Source organism: Changchengzhania lutea (genome assembly GCF_006974145.1).
Lineage (GTDB): Bacteria > Bacteroidota > Bacteroidia > Flavobacteriales > Flavobacteriaceae > Changchengzhania > Changchengzhania lutea.
The window spans coordinates 2,219,103-2,236,073 of the sequence record NZ_CP039456.1; the positions used below are offsets into that span (position 1 = coordinate 2,219,103).

Here is a 16,971-nt window from a genome sequence, read left to right on the forward strand (position 1 = left end):
GTGTGTTATAAATTATTAATTGTTGTTTATACTGTCTTTTGCCTTTTGGCGGTCTTCTAATATTTTCTGTTTTCTGGCTTCTAATTCTTTTTTTCTAGCTTCACGATCTTTTAATTTTTTTTGTCTGTTTTCCTCAATCAATTGCGCTCTTGTCTTGGTCTCGGCACTTTCATTTGCATCGGCAGGTTTTGCTGCATCTTCATCCCCTTCTGCTGTTGGGGTTTCTATAGTTTGCTTTCTTGCATCAAGTTTAGCTTGTTTCGCTTTTGCGCGATCCTCTAATATTTTCTGCCGTCTTGCTGCCGCTTCCTGTTTTTTTGCTTCACGAGACTCTAAAATTTCCTGTCTGCGTTTTTCAACAGCACTTTCACGAGCTTGTTTTTTCTCTTCAAGGGCTTTTTCGCGCTCCTCTAACTCGTAATTAATCTCAGGTAACAATTCTTCATCTTCCGCAGCTTTACGTTCTGCTTTAGATTGGGCTTGGTTTCGTTTTGCCGATCTTGTGATACTTCTAATAATTTGATCGCTCAAATCCAGTTGTTTCGCTGAATATAACATAATCCCATCTGTCGATTTATCAAGAATAATATCATATTTTCTAGACGATGCCAAATCTTGAACTGCTGCAAATATTTGATCTTGAATAGGTTGCATTAACTGTTTCTTTTGAAGCATTAAATCGCCGTTAGGTCCAAATCGCTTTTGCTGATAGTCTAATATTTCTTTTTCTTCAAAAGTGATGTCTTCCTCACGTTCGTTGATTAGCTCTTTTGTTAAAAGAACTTTCTCATTGCTTAGATCTTTTCGCTTTTGCTCAACCGTTCCCAATTTCACCTCAATTTCATTTTTCCATTTCTGGGCTTTTTGATCTAATTGCGAATTTGCTTCCTGATATTCTGGAACATTCTCTAAAATATACTCCGTATCTATATAAGCAATTCTAACACCGCGTTGTGCGTGGAGCGAGTAGCTTAGCATAAAAACCAATGTCAGTAAAAAAAGAACGTTATGTTTCATGTGATATTTTTTATTTTTCTTAATGGTCACATGTAATATCCATATAAGCTTCTCTCTATATGATTGAATTTTCAGTAATGGATGTTTCATCTGTTAAATATTTTTATCATTTAATATACATAAACTCTAAAAAAGACAGATGATTTTACGAATTCTGTCACTTCTATGAATTTGTCATTTCAAAATTAACGAAAATTAATCTGAAAAATTTCAATTCATATTCAAATCATCAATGGGTTATTAGAAAATATCGTGCCAAAATTAATTCTTAGATAACTTTTGATTATTAATCATTTGCATAATTATGAAAATAATTTAAATTTATGTACAACTAACTGATTCATTTTATAACATTAAATTCATTAATACTTGATTTCGCAAGAATGCTATTTGATATATTCAAATAATTTAAGTGTTGAATGGCTTTATGAATTAAAATTGCTGTCCGATAATAAAGTGAGTTTCCCAACCATGTTTAACTGTTTCACCAGGTAAGGCATCAAAACCATGACCGAAATCGATACCTAATAATCCAAAGGCAGGCATAAAAATACGAATCCCTAAACCAGCAGATCGTTTAATATTAAATGGATTGTAATCTCTAAAATTAGTATAAGATGCTCCACCTTCTAAAAACCCTAAGGCATAGATTTTTGCAGAAGCTTTAAGCGTGATAGGGTAACGCAATTCTAAAGAGAACTTATTATACACGGTACCACCATCTTGATTTGATAACGATTGGTTTGGATAGCCTCGTAATTGAATTACCTCACGGCCATCTAGACTATAGTTTCCAAGACCATCGCCTCCAAGGAAGAAACGTTCAAAAGGAATCACGCCACGATCATTGTTATAGGCGCCTAGAAATCCAAATTCTACACTTGGCCGTAATACCAAATCTTTGGCAACTTGGGTGTACCAATCACCTTTAAAATTCACTTTGTAAAATTCTAACCATTTAAAACGTTTCTGATCTATTTCGCCAATTCTTTCAGATGCATTATTTCTTGCAGTCGTTGTTTGTGACACATCACCAATAATAACTTCATTTTGTTCACGTTCTTCTTTTAATGCTGTATAGTCTACATCGTTAAAAAGGGAATAGGGTAGTGAGAATTTACCTGATATTGAAAAATTAGAACCACCTGTTGGATAAATGGGGTCTACACGTGTATTATTTCTGGTTAAACCAATGGTGTAAGATAGATTATTGGCACTACCATTACCAAAGGTGAATAAGCCCGTGTTATAATTCTTTAAATCGTAATGTTGAAAGCTGACCGCTTGAGACAATGTAAAGAAATCATCTGGGACTGTTAAACGTTTTGCTAAACCAACAGAAAGCCCAGTAATATTAAATCTCTTAGATTTATCAGCATTTCTAGTGACCGGATTATATAAAAACTGCTTGGTATGTGATAACGATGTTGAAAACTGCACGGGTCTTTTTCCTCCCAACCAAGGTTCGGAAAATGAGAAACTATAGGTTTGAAAGAAGCGACTGGCCTGTAAGCGTAAAGAAAGTTTTTGGCCATCACCCATAGGGATAGGTTTATAAGCGTCTTTTTTAAAGATATCTTTAATGGCGAAATTGTTAAACGACAGCCCTAAAGTACCAATGAAACCACCACCGCCATAACCACCTTGCAATTCTATTTGACTGGAGCCCGTTTCTTTTACGGCATATTCCATATCTATGGTGCCTTCAACGGGGTTTGGATTGTTAAAGTTTGGCGAGATCTCTTGGGCATCAAAAAAGCCCAATTGCCCCAATTCACGAACTGTTCTTACTACGTTAGCTTTGCTGTATAATTGTCCAGGACGGGTACGCAGTTCTCTATAAATAACATGGTCATTGGTTTTGTCATTTCCAACAACGCTCACCTCGTTAAAATAAGCAGGCTTGCCTTCAGAAATTCTAATTTCCATATCAATAACGTTCCCATCAGCACCAACTTCAACAGCATTGATACTGGAAAACAAATACCCGCTATTTTGATAAAGGTTTGTAATGTCGTCTGCGTCTGGTTTAGAATCATCAGCAATACGTTTTTGTAGTTCTATACCATTATACGTGTCCCCCTTTTTAATACGAAGCATTCTTGCTAGTTGCGCATTCGTATACACCGTATTACCAATAAAGGTTACATCTCCGAAGGTGTATTTTTCACCCTCCTCTAAACTGATATCCAAGGTGACGGTTTTATTATTATTATAAATGATGCTATCACTTAAGATTCGAGCATCTCGATAGCCATTCTCCTTATATTTATCTATAACACTAATAAGATCTTCATTATAGTCTGCTTCAATGTATTTTGAACGTTTTAATAATCGGATACGGTTGATTTTCTTAGTATTTTTCATGCTCTTTCTAAGTTTTTTATCACTTAGAATTTCATTGCCGCTAAACACAATATCTTTAACTTTTACTTTTTCACCTTTGTCAATATTAACGACCATATTCACTTTCGCACTTCCTGTAGAATCCTTTGCTACATCAATAAGATTGATATTAACTTTTGTATTTAAGAAGCCGTCTTTTTGATATTTCGTTGTGAGGTAGTTTTTAGTAGTTGTCACTAAGTTTTCGGTAACCTTAGTGCCTTTAACAAGTTTGTTATCATCAATAATACCTTGTTTTTTCCCTTTTTTAACGCCGTTTATTTTTAACTCGTTAAGCTGTGGTAAATCTGATAGTTTTATTTCTAAAAAAGCGACGTTGTCTTCTACTTTGGTAATGTATATTTCAATATCACTAAACAGTTTAGAGTTCCAAAGTTTTTTTATGGCCGTACTAATATCCTCACCAGGAATCGTCATTTCTTTGCCTTTTCTTAGACCAGAATAAGTAACAATAGTCTGTTCGCTAAATGAGGTGTTGCCAGAGACCGTAATGCCGCCCAGTGTGTATTTTTTACCGTTACTATAATCTAAATCTTGAGCATAACTATGGGATGCAAATAGAATAAGGACTAAGGCAATACATTTTGTAAATAATGTGATAGGTGAGTTATTAGCTAAGTTGTTCACTTGTTTTCCCAAATCGTCGTTCTCTTTTTTGATATTCAATAATAGCTTCATACAAATGTTGCTTCGTAAAATCTGGCCATAAAACCTGTGTAAAATATAATTCTGCGTAGGCAATTTGCCAGAGTAAAAAATTACTTATTCGTTGCTCTCCGCTTGTTCTAATAAGCAAATCTACATCTGGTAAATTTCGCGTGTAAAGATGCTCATTTATAATTGATTCATCAATTTTTTCTACCGAAATTATATTATTTTTAACTTTAATACTGATTTCTTTAACAGTGTTTAGCAATTCTTCTCTTGACCCGTAACTTAAAGCCAAGGTTAGCGTCATGTGCGTATTGTGTTTTGTGTTATCTATAACTTCATGAAGCTCTTTGTATACTTTTTTAGGTAAGGTGCCTAAGTTTCCTATAGCGGTAAGTTTTATGTTATTGTCCTGAAGTGTTTTAATTTCTTTTTTTAATGAGGAAACCAATAATTTCATGAGTGTCTGTACCTCCAATTTTGGTCGGTTCCAGTTTTCTGTAGAAAAAGCATATAAGGTTAAATTTTGAATCCCCAGTTCTGCCGAAGCTTCCACCACTTGTCTAACAGACTTGGTGCCATTTTCATGACCAATGGCTCTAATTAATCCTTGTTGTTTAGCCCAACGGCCATTGCCATCCATTATTATCGCGATGTGCTTTGGTAATTGTTTGAGTGCTATGTGTTCTTTTAAATCCATTTTAGTTTGGGCAATAACACGGGTTTTCTCCAAAGGTATACGTTAAAGTTAAACCAGAGAACACATACCAGTCATTATTATTTATATTTCCAAATTTATTATTTAGTCTTGAACTGTTTTTTGGCACACTACCGTCAATACCGTCTGTAAATGTATAACGTGCACCAACTTCTAGTCCTAATACAAAGCTATTAATAAAAGTTGTTTTAAACCCCAGAACCATAGGAATACCGAAAGCCCAACTGGATGTGTTTTCGGCAAGTTGGACACCATTATTAAAATACAGGTCATCAAACTTCACTGCACTAATTCCTGAATATATATATGGTGTTGCCTCGGTCCTTCCTGAGTGTAAATCGAAATCCCAAAAGTTAAATTCCATGCCTGCTGAAACTTCTAATAAATTTGAGTTAAAGCGGTAATCCCTTTGAATACGTTTTGGGTCGTCTGATCTAAAGTCGTACCCTATTAAATCTGAATAAATTACTGAAGCCCTCCAAGAGTGCCTACTGCTTTTATTCCATTTAAGTAACAATCCCAATGCCGGCGCATCTGGCGATATGTAGTCTGTTTTACCAACATCGCCAATAAAGTTGCTTCCACCAGCAAAACCCCCGATTTCAAAAATTTGGGAATAGCTTAAATGAATGCTTAAAATACTCAATATCAATACGGTTACATGCCTCATAAATATTCAAAAGTTTGCAAATATAATAAATAAGATTAGCCCAAAATAATTTGAGCCAATTAGATGTATGTAAAACAGGATTTATACTAAATTATTGTCTAATTGCGCTTGTCTTCGCCCCAAAGTAATTTTTTGCGAAGGGTGTCTAAAAAGCTTTGGTTAAATAGATCGATCATCTTAATTTTAAACGGGGCCTTTTTAATGGTGATCAGTGTGCCGTCTTCTAAGGTAGCAATTCTTGAATCTAAAGACACTAGGTGATTGTCTTCACGACCATGAACCCGTAATTGTATTTCGGTGGCATCGGTTATTATCAATGGACGTGCACTTAAATTGTGAGGCGCAATAGGGGTTAATACAAAGCTATTGGTGTCTGGTGTAATTACGGGACCGCCACAACTTAATGAGTAGCCTGTAGAACCTGTGGGTGTTGATACGATTAAACCATCACTCCAATATGAGGTTAGATATTCGCCATTTAGGTGGGTTTCCACCGTTATCATCGAGGTTGTGTTTTTTCTGCTTACCGCAATTTCGTTAAGCGCGAAATTAAAGGGTGTGATGTCCTCATTTTCTGGTGTGGTTTCAATAGCTAGTAAGCTACGTTCTGAAATTTTATATTTTCCATCAATAATATTTTGAATGGCCTGTTCTATTTCATCAACTTGAATGGTAGCTAAAAATCCTAAACGTCCTGTGTTTATGCCAATAATAGGGATGTCTATATCCTTAACAAATGTAATGGCTCTTAAAATAGTGCCATCGCCACCCACGCTTACTAATAAGTCGAAACTGGTGTCTAGTGTGTCAAAGGTTTTAAAGGTACTGTAATATTGATTATTGGATGTCTTGTCCTTAATAAGATGAAAAAACTCTGTTTCTATATAGGCATCGACATCCTTTTTAAGCAAGTAATTAAAAAGTGTTTCAACTGAAATGGATGTGGTGTCATTGTAAAATCGTCCAAAAACTGCAACCTTCATCATCTACATATTTAAATATTTATTCAAATAATCTGAACGCTCTTTTAAACTTTCAATATAACCATCCTCTTCATGCCCTGAGATGATATTATAACTGTATCGTCTAAATGTATGAATGAGACTGCTAAGTCCGATATTACCTATTTTCAAAGTGACCTGAGCCAAATCACTATTGCTTTTAGATACAAAGGCCCCAAGTAGTTTGCCGTCATTAGATTCGACAATTTGGCTAATTTCACTAAAAGAATAATCATTTATCCCCTTTTCAACCACGAGTATGCCCCCAGCTTCAGAGAAAAATGGCGACTCGCTGAACAAACTAATTATATCATTTAATTCATAGTACCCTAAATAGTCATTCTTGTCATTAAGAACAGGCATAATATTCGTGCTGTTTTTAGCGAAAATTTCCAGAACATCTAACCACATGGTACTATCGCGAACAAAAAAATCTTCGAGAGCAGATTTATAGTCACCAATTAACTTATTGCTTTCAAAGCAATGGGCATCATTTTCAGAAAAACTACCTAGATAGGTATGGTTCTCATCCTCAATAGGAATATGTGAGTAGGTCAGTTGATTGAACAGCAATTGCAATTCACCTATTTTACTGGTTATAGGTAAAGGTTTAATGTCATTTATTAAGTATTCTGAAAGATTCATTTTATCAACTTATGGATTATGCAAATTAATCAAAAAAATAGGATATAAGGGTGTTCTACTTTGTATTTTTGTGATATAAAATGAGATGCATGACAAAGCTAAGTGTAAATATTAATAAGATAGCCACATTACGAAATTCTCGAGGTGGCGATTTACCTAATGTGGTACAGTTTGCCAAAGATGTACAACGATTTGGTGCCCAAGGGGTCACCATTCATCCAAGACCCGATGAGCGGCACATTAGATATCAAGACGCCCGAGATTTAAAAAGTGAAGTTTATACCGAATATAATATTGAAGGCAATCCTGTAGATTCCTTTATGGAATTGGTGCTAAGTGTAAAACCAACACAGGTCACGTTGGTGCCAGATGCCGTGGATGCTATTACGAGCAACGCAGGATGGGATACTATAAAACACAAAGATTTTTTAGTTGATGTGATTAAGGAGTTTAAGCAAAATGGCATTAGAACATCCATTTTTGTCGACCCGGTTTTAAAACAAATTGAAGGCGCCAAAGCAACAGGAGCAGATAGGATAGAATTATATACCGAAGCGTTTGCGCACCAATATGGACTGGGCAATAAAGATGCGATAAAACCATTTACAGCAAGTGCTGATTTGGCAAATGAGTTGGGTTTGGGTATCAATGCAGGTCATGATTTATCTTTAGATAATGTTAAATTTTTTAAGGATAAGATTCCTGAATTGTTAGAGGTTTCCATTGGGCATGCCCTGATTTCAGAAAGCTTGTATTTAGGTGTGGAGAACGTGATTCAAATGTATTTACATAAACTTAAATAAGTTGGTTTTATTCAGTTGGCAGTGAAAGCCATTTGTTTTCAAAAATTCAAACAATTAATTCATGTCAAAAAAAAATATTTTATATTCAAATATTATTGGAGAAGGTAAGCCATTGGTTGTACTTCACGGGTTTTTGGGTTCGAGTGATAATTGGAAAACACTTGGAAAGCAATTTAATGAGCAAGGCTTTCTTCAGGTGCATTTAGTAGATCAACGAAATCACGGACGTAGTTTTTGGGATGACCAGTTTAATTACACGTTTCTAGCTCAAGATTTAAAAGCGTATTGTGAGTTTCACAATCTATCAGAAATTATATTAATTGGGCATTCTATGGGCGGAAAAACAGCCATGTTGTTTGCAACCCTATTCCCAGAAATGGTTTCTAAATTAATTATCGCAGATATATCGCCACGTTATTATCCTACTCATCATGATGCTATTTTAGCTGGCTTAAGTGCCATAAACTTTGAAGCGGTTAAAAGTCGAGGAGAAGCAGATACGATTTTAAGTGATTATGTCTCCGATTTTGGAATCCGCCAATTCTTGTTAAAAAACCTGTATTGGATAGAAAAAGGAAAATTGGCATTGCGCATTAATTTAGAAGTTTTAAAACGACAGGTAGAATCCATTGGAGAAGCCTTACCTGAAGATGCAAAGTTTACTGAAAACACGCTATTTATAAAGGGTGCGAAATCTGACTATATTAAGAGTGATGATGAAGTATTGATTAAAAAACATTTTCCCAACGCCACTATAGAAACCATAAAAAATGCTGGTCATTGGTTGCACGCCGAAAATCCAAAAGATTTTTATAATATTGTTATGCAATTCATTAACTAAAAACTATTCATATGAAACTTATTATCAAACTTTTATTAAATGCCATCGCCGTAGTTATACTAGCTAAAGTGTTATCAGGCGTCCATGTCGATTCCTATGTAACCGCCATAATAGTGGCTATTGTGCTATCTGTATTAAATCTGTTGGTAAAGCCTGTTTTGGTGCTTTTAACCTTGCCAATTACCATTGTAACTTTGGGTTTGTTTTTACTTGTAATCAATGCATTGATCATTTTACTGGCAGATAGCTTAATAGGTGGTTTTTCGGTGAGTAGTATTTGGATAGCGCTTCTATTTAGTATTTTGCTCTCTATCCTACAATCCATTCTGCATTCGCTTATAAAAGAGGATAAATAAAACTTAAATTCAACCTGTGCTTCAATTAATTCTGACAACGAATAGGGTATTTACGAATTAGATGAGATCATTGAAAAGGAATAAAGGAAATCGCATAAAATCAAGCGATTAAAAACTTTGTTGGGATGCAAAAATATTATATTTTTGCATCCCAATTTTAGTTACATAAATTATAGGTTTTTAAAAGAGACCTTTTTTGTTAAATGCCTAAGAATAGGCTATATATCATTTAAAAATGAACATTACAAGAGAAAACGTTGATGCATTAAACGCTGTAGTAAAAGTGGATATTGCAAAAGAAGATTATAGTGACACCGTCGAGAAAATTTTAGCAGATTACCGTAAAACGGCAAATATACCCGGTTTTAGAAAAGGGCACGTGCCTATGGGCATGGTTAAAAAGCAATATGGTAAAGCGGTATTGGTTGATGAGGTCAATAAGTTATTGCAAGATGCATTAAACAAATATCTTACTGAGGAAAAGTTGGATGTATTGGGGCAGCCGCTTCCAAAAACTCAAGATGAAATTGACTGGGAGGCTGATAGATTTACCTTTGAATTTGAATTAGGGCTTGCACCAGAATTTGATGTAAATTTAAAGAGCAAAAAAGCCATCACTCAATATACTATTGTAGCTGATGATAAAATGATAGATGAGCAAATTGAACGCATTCAAAAGCAATATGGCAAAATCATATCGCAAGAAGCTGTCGAGTCAGATAGTGAAATTACAGGGGTGTTTGCAAATGAAGAAAAGGAAATAAATAACACAGTAACGGTAACCTTAGATAAATTTAAAGGAAAGGCAACTGCAAAACAATTTGTAGGAGCAAAGGTAGGTGATGTTATTGTTCTAAAAACAAAGGGGTTATATGAGGATGATCATGAACTGATGCACGCCTTGAAGTTAGAGCATGATGCTATTCACGGTTTGGATATTGAAGTGTCTTTTACCATCACCGAAATTAACAAACGCGAACTGGCAGATTTAGACCAAGAGTTGTTTGATAAATTGTTTGGTAAAGATGCTGTAACGTCTGTAACAGAACTAAGAGCGAAGATTAAGGAAGATGCTGAAAAACAATTTGTACAACAAGCAGATCAGAAACTTTTAAATGACGTGACAGAATATTTAGTGGAGAACACGAAATTTGATTTGCCAGCAGAATTTTTACAGAAATGGATGCAACAGGCTGGTGAAAAACCACTTGACAAAGATGAAGCTAAGGAGGAGTACGAGAAATCTGAGAAAAGTTTACGTTACCAGTTAATTGAAGGGAAACTTATTGAAGAAAATGATGTGCAAGTGACCATGGATGATATAAAAAATCATGCTAGGGAAATGATAAAAGGGCAAATGGCACAGTTTGGGCAAATGGATCCTTCAGACAAAGAGTTGGATGATATCGCTGCACGAGTATTGTCAAATCAAGATGAAGCGCGCCGTATTTCAGAACAACTTATCAGTCAAAAATTAATTGGTTTGTATAAGGAAAAAGCAAACTTAAAATTAAAGGAAATGAGCTATGAAAATTTCGTAAAGGAAGTTTATGGCGATAAAAAATAGTCACTTCTTTTAATTATTATTATCTTTAGGCGCCTTAACATATCTGTTAAAAGCGCCTAATTAATTTATAAGATTTAATGCTCAATATGATTAGAGATTCATCTTTAGAATGAATCACGAATAGTCGATTGATAATTAGGTTTTTAACTTAAATAATTATAAAAAAATATGAATTACGCAAAGGAATTTGAAAAATTTGCAATAAAAGACCAAGGGATTAGCAGTACATATTATAACCAGATTTTAAGTAGCATGTACCCAACAAATTTAACGCCCAATATTATAGAGGAGCGTCAAATGAATGCTGTAGCTATGGACGTATTTTCTCGTTTAATGATGGACCGTATCATTTTTATGGGAACCGGAATTAACGACCAAGTGGCAAATATTATTCAGGCGCAATTATTGTTCTTAGAAAGCACAGATGCCTCTAAAGACATTCAAATTTACATCAATTCACCTGGAGGTAGTGTATATGCCGGTTTAGGGATTTACGATACCATGCAGTTTATTAAACCAGATGTGGCTACTATTTGTACAGGTATGGCAGCTTCTATGGGCGCCGTGTTGTTGTGTGCGGGTACTAAAGGAAAAAGAAGCGGTCTAACACATTCTCGTGTAATGATCCATCAACCCTTAGGCGGTGCGCAAGGGCAAGCGAGCGATATAGAAATTACAGCGCGTGAGATTTTAACTTTGAAAGAAGAATTATATAAAATTATAAGTAAGCATTCGGGTCAAGATTACGACAAAGTGTATGAGGACAGTGATAGAGATTACTGGATGAAAGCGGACAAAGCCAAGGAATATGGCATGATTGACGAAATTTTAACACGAAGTTAAGATAATAATTTGTAATTTTAAAAAATTGTTTTAGAGGGATTTAGAATAAATTACTTCATAAAAAGATAACGATTAATGGCAAAAGAAGAATTGGAGTGTTCGTTTTGTGGTAGAAAAAAACCAGAGACTAACCTATTAATAGCAGGATTAGATGCGCATATATGTGATAGGTGTATAGAGCAAGCGCACGGTATTGTTATTGAAGAATCTAAGCAGAGTGATAGTAATGATTTATCGGCGGAATTAAAACTTCGCAAACCCCAACAGATCAAAAAATTTCTTGACGAGTATATTATTGGTCAAGATATGACTAAAAAAGTCATGTCTGTAGCCGTATATAATCACTACAAGCGTTTGTTACAGCCAGTTACCAAGGACGATATTGAAATTCAAAAGAGTAATATCATTATGGTGGGTCAAACAGGTACCGGTAAAACCTTGATGGCAAAAACCATCGCTAAAATGCTTAACGTCCCATTGGCTATTGTTGATGCGACGGTTTTAACAGAAGCGGGCTATGTAGGTGAAGATGTAGAAAGTATTTTAACACGCTTATTACAGGCGGCAGATTATAGCTTAGAGAAAGCTGAAAAGGGGATTGTTTTTATTGATGAAATTGATAAGATTGCCCGTAAAAGTGATAATCCTTCTATAACTAGAGATGTCTCTGGTGAAGGTGTGCAACAAGCGCTATTAAAGCTTTTAGAAGGTACGGTTGTTAATGTGCCACCTAAGGGCGGACGTAAACATCCAGATCAGAAATTTATTGAAGTCAATACCGAAAACATTTTGTTCATCGCAGGTGGTGCTTTTGATGGGATCGATCGGGTGATCTCAAAACGATTGAATATGCAGGCCGTAGGTTATAGCGCATCGATGTCTGATGACGTGGTTGATCAAGATAATTTACTTCAGTACATCATTCCTAAGGATTTAAAGGATTTCGGATTGATTCCAGAAATTATTGGGAGACTTCCAGTGTTAACCTATATGGACCCTTTGGATGCCGATACCTTAAGAGCCATTCTTACCGAACCAAAAAATGCCATTATTAAACAATATAAGAAATTGTTTTCAATGGATAATATTGAATTTACCATTACAGACGGTGCACTCGATTTCATAGTAGGCAAAGCCATTGAGTATAAATTAGGTGCGAGAGGTTTACGTGCCCTATGTGAGGAGATTTTAACAGATGCTATGTTCGACCTTCCTAGTGGTGATGAAAAGAAATTGAACGTGACTAAAATGTATGCTGAAGAAAAACTAACAAAAACAACGATTAAGAAGTTGAAGGCTGTTTCTTAAAACAGAACTCAAGATGTTTACATAAAAAAACCACGCTAACTCGCGTGGTTTTTTATTTATGGATTAATTTAATTAATAAAGGACATTATGGATGAGAATTGTTATTCTCTGTGTTAAAAGTATACCTAATTAATCAACTCACAAAGCGTTTATTTCTATTTTAGACCACTCGGTTGAAATACTCGTTTAAAAACTTTTATCAACGTATTTGGTCGATATTAAATCAATCTTCTATAACAAACTCCACACGTCTATTAGCTTGTAAATCGTCATCAGAACAGGTCGTCTTGCAATCTGCTAAGACTTTGATTCACCATGGCCTGTGTTTTTGAACCTGTCCTTAGCAGCCATTGTTAATTAAATAGTGTACGGCAGACGCAGCACGTTTTTGAGATAGTGCTAAGTTAGAGATGCTATACCCGCATCTCATTTAAAAGCGGGTTAGGATTAATTATGAGATAAATATAGAAGGTGTCTAGAGTGTTGAAAAATTTCTTCAATAGTCGTTAAATTCGTCAAGTCTTTGTTTTCGTGTTGTTTAAGAGGTGTCGCTTTACTTAGACTAGGAGTTAAGTTTTAGTAGTGATTCTAAGTAACTGCGGGAGTTAGACAGCCTTGGTACTTTATGCTGCCCACCTAATTTATTGTTAGATTTAAGCCAATCGTAAAATAAATGTTGGCGAGCCACATGAATTTTTGGTTTGTTAAGCGTCATATTATTATAGCGTTTAGCCTCATAATCAGAATTGAGAGATTTTAAAGCATTGTCGAATAATTCATTAAAATAATTTAAATCCTGAGGAGGGGTTTTAAATTCTATCAACCATTCATGAGCCCCTTTTTCTTTGTCCTTCATATAAATAGGTGCGGCAGTATAATCTACAATTTCTGAATTGGTGCGATGACATACTTTTTTCAAAGCATCTTCGGCATTTTCAATGATGAGTTCCTCGCCAAACACATTGATATGGGATTTGGTTCTACCAGAAACTTTAACTCTATAAGGGCTTATCGATGTAAACCTGACGGTATCGCCAACCTTATAACGCCATAGGCCGCTATTTGTGGTAATAATAATGGCATAGTTTTCATGAAGTTCCACAGCACTTAGCGGGATGGCTTTTTCCTCTGGCGTATCGTAAACTTTCATAGGGATAAACTCATAGAAAATGCCGTAGTCCAGCATCAGTAATAATTCATCTGAATCATTTTGATCTTGAATCGCAAAAAAACCTTCCGAAGCATTAAAAATTTCATAGTACTTAAAATCTTTTGCTGGGAGGATTTTTTTGTATTGATCCACATAAGGCGTAAAGCTGACACCGCCATGAAAATAGACTTCTAAATTAGGCCAGACATCATGTAAACTAGTTTTACCCGTAGTTTCCAATACATTATTAAGGAGTACGAGCATCCATGAGGGGACACCCGTAAGGCTGGTGACATTTTCATTGATGGTTTCGTCAACAATGGCCTGCATTTTAAATTCCCAATCGCTCATTAAGGACACCTTGTTACTGGGCGTGCTACTAAACTCGGCCCAAAAGGGCATATTATCGATTAGAATAGCAGATAAATCACCAAATACGGTACCATTCTCCTTGTAGAGTTCTTTACTACCTCCTAAACGTAAACTTTTACCATTAAATAACTGAGATTCTGGATTATTATTGAGGTACATACATAACAAATCTTTTCCAGCAGCGTAATGACAGTCTTCAAGTGATTCTGCACTCACGGGAATAAATTTACTCTTTGATCTGGTGGTACCACTGGATTTTGCAAACCACTTAATGGGTGTGGGCCAAAAAATATTATTTTCACCTTTACGGGAGCGTTCAATCATGTCCTGATGCTCTTCGTAGTTTCTAATGGGGATACGTTCCGAAAATGTTTTGTATGTTTTTATCGAAGCAAAGTCATACTGCTTGCCAACCTGAGTGTCCTTAGCAAAATCTATTAAGCTGAAAAGCAGTTCGTTCTGCACTTCATTGGGGTATTTTAAAAACAATTCAATTTGGTGAAATCGCTTTTTTAAAAACCAAGAAGCAATAGAATTTACTAAGGGAATTGGCATATTTATTTTATATTTAAGAGCTTAAAAATAATACTTTTTTTTATGACCTACCATGGTGTTTTAACAAAAATGCAAACCGAGTTTTCGCAGCCCATTCAATACTATTTAGTATTTGAAAATGATTTTCTGAATATGAATCAGTTACTGGATAAAACGGTCAGTATTCGGTTTGTTAAATTTCAATGTTTAAACTGCGGATTGGACAAACCTATTTACAGACAAGGGTTTTGCAAAAGTTGTTTTTTTGAAATCCCTCAGGCTGCCGATTGGATCATGCGACCTGAATTAAGCACGGCACATCTAGACAAAGAGGATCGTGATCTGGACTATGAAAAGAAAGTGCAATTGCAACCGCATATCGTGTATTTAGCAAATTCCAGCAATGTGAAAGTGGGCGTGACCAGAAAAAGCCAAATCCCAACACGTTGGATTGACCAAGGGGCACATGAGGCTATTGAAATTGTTGAAGTGCCAAATCGGTATTTAGCGGGTATTACTGAATTGGCTCTAAAGGATCATGTTGCCGATAAAACCAATTGGCGTACCATGCTTAAAAATGATATTGCTGACGAAGATTTGGTAGTATGGCGCGAGCGTTTAATGCCCTATATCCCTGATGAGGCTAAAGTCTACTTTATTGCGAACAATTCAGAAACGCATCTAGAATTCCCCGTGCATAAGTATCCAGAAAAACCCAAAAGTCTGAACCTGAAAAAGGAGTTGAACTACACTGGAAAACTGACAGGTATTAAAGGACAGTATCTTATTTTTGAAGACAATACGGTTTTTAATATTCGCGCCAACGAAGGTTTGGTCGTCGATATTTCCATAACATAAAAAAATCCCAATCTATAACCATATAGATTGGGATTTATTCTGAAGTGGTTTAAACTTTTTTCAATTGGCTGCAAAATGTTTAAACCACTTCTCTAATTTGAGTTCAATTTAAATATCTTCTTGATCTCTTATATTTTGAATATATTCAGCTTTCTGAATTTCTCTACGTCTTTTTATAGACGGCTTTGTGAAAAATTGAGATTCTCTTATGTTTTGCATAATTTTTACGTTACGGTGTTTACGTTTGTAACGTTTTAAAGCACGGTCTATATTTTCGCCGTCTTTTATAATAATTTTAATCATAGTTCTTTTTTATAGTGTCAAATATTTAGGACTATCCTAAATAAGTTTGTAATACTTTACTTTTTGAGGTATGACGTAAGCGCCGTAATGCTTTTTCTTTAATTTGTCTTACACGCTCTCTAGTCAAATCGAAATTTTCACTAATCGCTTCCAGGCTCATCGGGCGTTTTCTATTTATGCCGTAATACCACTTTAATACATCCGCTTCCTTTTCAGATAAGGTGTCTAATGCTCTGTTAACTTCTACGTTTAACGATTCTTGCATAAGGTCTTTATCTGGACGGGGCGATTCACTAGACTTTACAACATCATATAAATTAGACGTTTCTCCTTCTTTAAAAGGTGCGTCCATGGACACGTGTCGTCCCGAAATGCGCATAGATTGCTTAACTTCCTTTAAACTAAGGTCTAAATTGTTAGCAATTTCCTGTGCACTTGGTGGTCTTTCATGCGTCTGCTCTAAGAACGAATAGGCCTTATTAATTTTATTAATAGAACCAATTTTGTTCAAAGGTAATCTAACTATTCGAGATTGTTCAGCAAGTGCCTGTAAAATTGCTTGTCTAATCCACCAAACAGCATAGGATATAAATTTAAATCCTCTGGTTTCATCAAAGCGTTTCGCAGCTTTTACTAAGCCAGCGTTGCCTTCGTTAATTAAATCTGGCAGTTTTAAGCCTTGGTTTTGATATTGTTTTGCTACAGAAACTACGAAACGTAAATTGGAGGTGGTAAGTTTATCTAAAGCTTGTTGGTCTCCTTCTCTTATCCGTTGTGCCAATTCGACTTCTTCGCTGGCCGTTATTAAGGGTATTCTACTTATGTCTTGGAGGTATTTGTCTAATGATTTGGATTCTCTATTGGTAACTTGTTTCGTAATTTTTAATTGGCGCATGTAGTATATTTAAGATTTATTGTTGAACATCCA

Annotated in this window: 16 protein-coding genes; 7 read left to right on the forward strand and 9 right to left on the reverse strand. The window is 35.3% G+C overall.

What is annotated here, in order from left to right; translation table 11 throughout:
* Nucleotides 1-15 precede the first annotated feature (15 nt).
* The 6 genes from FAF07_RS10035 to FAF07_RS10060 form a co-directional block, all read right to left on the reverse strand.
* Entirely contained in the window at nt 16-1,017 is a 1,002-nt protein-coding gene (locus tag FAF07_RS10035; protein WP_142784986.1) for an OmpH family outer membrane protein, read from the reverse strand.
* A gap of 432 nt (nt 1,018-1,449) precedes the next feature.
* Nucleotides 1,450-4,101 carry a BamA/OMP85 family outer membrane protein gene (locus tag FAF07_RS10040; RefSeq protein WP_142784987.1) on the reverse strand — a complete coding sequence of 884 codons (2,652 nt, stop codon included), beginning with the start codon at nt 4,099-4,101 and terminating at the stop codon, nt 1,450-1,452.
* Entirely contained in the window at nt 4,034-4,774 is a 741-nt protein-coding gene (locus FAF07_RS10045; protein WP_142784988.1) for an isoprenyl transferase, read from the reverse strand. The genes FAF07_RS10040 and FAF07_RS10045 overlap by 68 nt, the downstream gene beginning before the upstream one ends.
* A 1-nt stretch (nt 4,775) precedes the next feature.
* Nucleotides 4,776-5,462 carry a type IX secretion system protein PorG gene (gene porG, locus FAF07_RS10050; RefSeq protein WP_142784989.1) on the reverse strand — a complete coding sequence of 229 codons (687 nt, stop codon included), beginning with the start codon at nt 5,460-5,462 and terminating at the stop codon, nt 4,776-4,778.
* Nucleotides 5,463-5,560: 98 nt separating this feature from the next.
* Entirely contained in the window at nt 5,561-6,445 is an 885-nt protein-coding gene (locus FAF07_RS10055) for an NAD kinase (protein ID WP_142786590.1), read from the reverse strand.
* A gap of 3 nt (nt 6,446-6,448) precedes the next feature.
* A complete protein-coding gene (locus FAF07_RS10060; protein ID WP_142784990.1) occupies nt 6,449-7,108 on the reverse strand; it encodes a CBS domain-containing protein in 660 nt (219 codons plus the stop codon).
* An 89-nt stretch (nt 7,109-7,197) separates the two neighbouring features.
* Here FAF07_RS10060 and FAF07_RS10065 point away from each other — a divergent pair, with 89 nt between their 5' ends.
* The 6 genes from FAF07_RS10065 to clpX all read left to right on the forward strand — a co-directional run bounded on the left by FAF07_RS10065 (nt 7,198) and on the right by clpX (nt 12,826).
* Nucleotides 7,198-7,911, forward strand: a complete 714-nt coding sequence (locus FAF07_RS10065) for a pyridoxine 5'-phosphate synthase (protein ID WP_142784991.1) — start codon at nt 7,198-7,200, stop codon at nt 7,909-7,911.
* 61 nt (nt 7,912-7,972) lie between these two features.
* Nucleotides 7,973-8,752: an alpha/beta fold hydrolase gene (locus FAF07_RS10070; RefSeq protein ID WP_142784992.1), complete on the forward strand. Its 780-nt coding sequence runs from the start codon at nt 7,973-7,975 to the stop codon at nt 8,750-8,752.
* A gap of 11 nt (nt 8,753-8,763) precedes the next feature.
* Nucleotides 8,764-9,108 carry a phage holin family protein gene (locus FAF07_RS10075; RefSeq protein WP_142784993.1) on the forward strand — a complete coding sequence of 115 codons (345 nt, stop codon included), beginning with the start codon at nt 8,764-8,766 and terminating at the stop codon, nt 9,106-9,108.
* A 235-nt stretch (nt 9,109-9,343) separates the two neighbouring features.
* A complete protein-coding gene (gene tig / locus FAF07_RS10080; protein WP_142784994.1) occupies nt 9,344-10,675 on the forward strand; it encodes a trigger factor in 1,332 nt (443 codons plus the stop codon).
* Between the two features lie 168 nt (nt 10,676-10,843).
* Nucleotides 10,844-11,518, forward strand: coding sequence for an ATP-dependent Clp endopeptidase proteolytic subunit ClpP (gene clpP / locus FAF07_RS10085; RefSeq protein WP_142784995.1), 675 nt, complete (start codon nt 10,844-10,846; stop codon nt 11,516-11,518).
* 75 nt (nt 11,519-11,593) lie between these two features.
* A complete protein-coding gene (gene clpX / locus FAF07_RS10090) occupies nt 11,594-12,826 on the forward strand; it encodes an ATP-dependent Clp protease ATP-binding subunit ClpX (protein ID WP_142784996.1) in 1,233 nt (410 codons plus the stop codon).
* Nucleotides 12,827-13,388: 562 nt separating this feature from the next.
* On the opposite strand, the gene FAF07_RS10095 is transcribed toward clpX, so the two are convergent.
* Nucleotides 13,389-14,903: a GH3 auxin-responsive promoter family protein gene (locus tag FAF07_RS10095; protein WP_142784997.1), complete on the reverse strand. Its 1,515-nt coding sequence runs from the start codon at nt 14,901-14,903 to the stop codon at nt 13,389-13,391.
* A 42-nt stretch (nt 14,904-14,945) separates the two neighbouring features.
* On the opposite strand from FAF07_RS10095, the gene FAF07_RS10100 reads away from it, so the two are divergent.
* Nucleotides 14,946-15,740, forward strand: a complete 795-nt coding sequence (locus FAF07_RS10100) for a DUF2797 domain-containing protein (protein ID WP_142784998.1) — start codon at nt 14,946-14,948, stop codon at nt 15,738-15,740.
* A 108-nt stretch (nt 15,741-15,848) separates the two neighbouring features.
* Here the strand turns inward: FAF07_RS10100 and rpsU are convergent, their stop codons facing one another.
* Complete coding sequence (gene rpsU / locus FAF07_RS10105) at nt 15,849-16,043, reverse strand: 30S ribosomal protein S21 (RefSeq protein ID WP_142784999.1); 195 nt, start codon at nt 16,041-16,043, stop codon at nt 15,849-15,851.
* Nucleotides 16,044-16,074: 31 nt separating this feature from the next.
* The gene (locus FAF07_RS10110; RefSeq protein WP_142785000.1) at nt 16,075-16,938 is read right to left on the reverse strand and encodes a sigma-70 family RNA polymerase sigma factor; all 864 of its coding nucleotides are present in this window, start codon (nt 16,936-16,938) and stop codon (nt 16,075-16,077) included.
* Nucleotides 16,939-16,971: the final 33 nt, after the last annotated feature.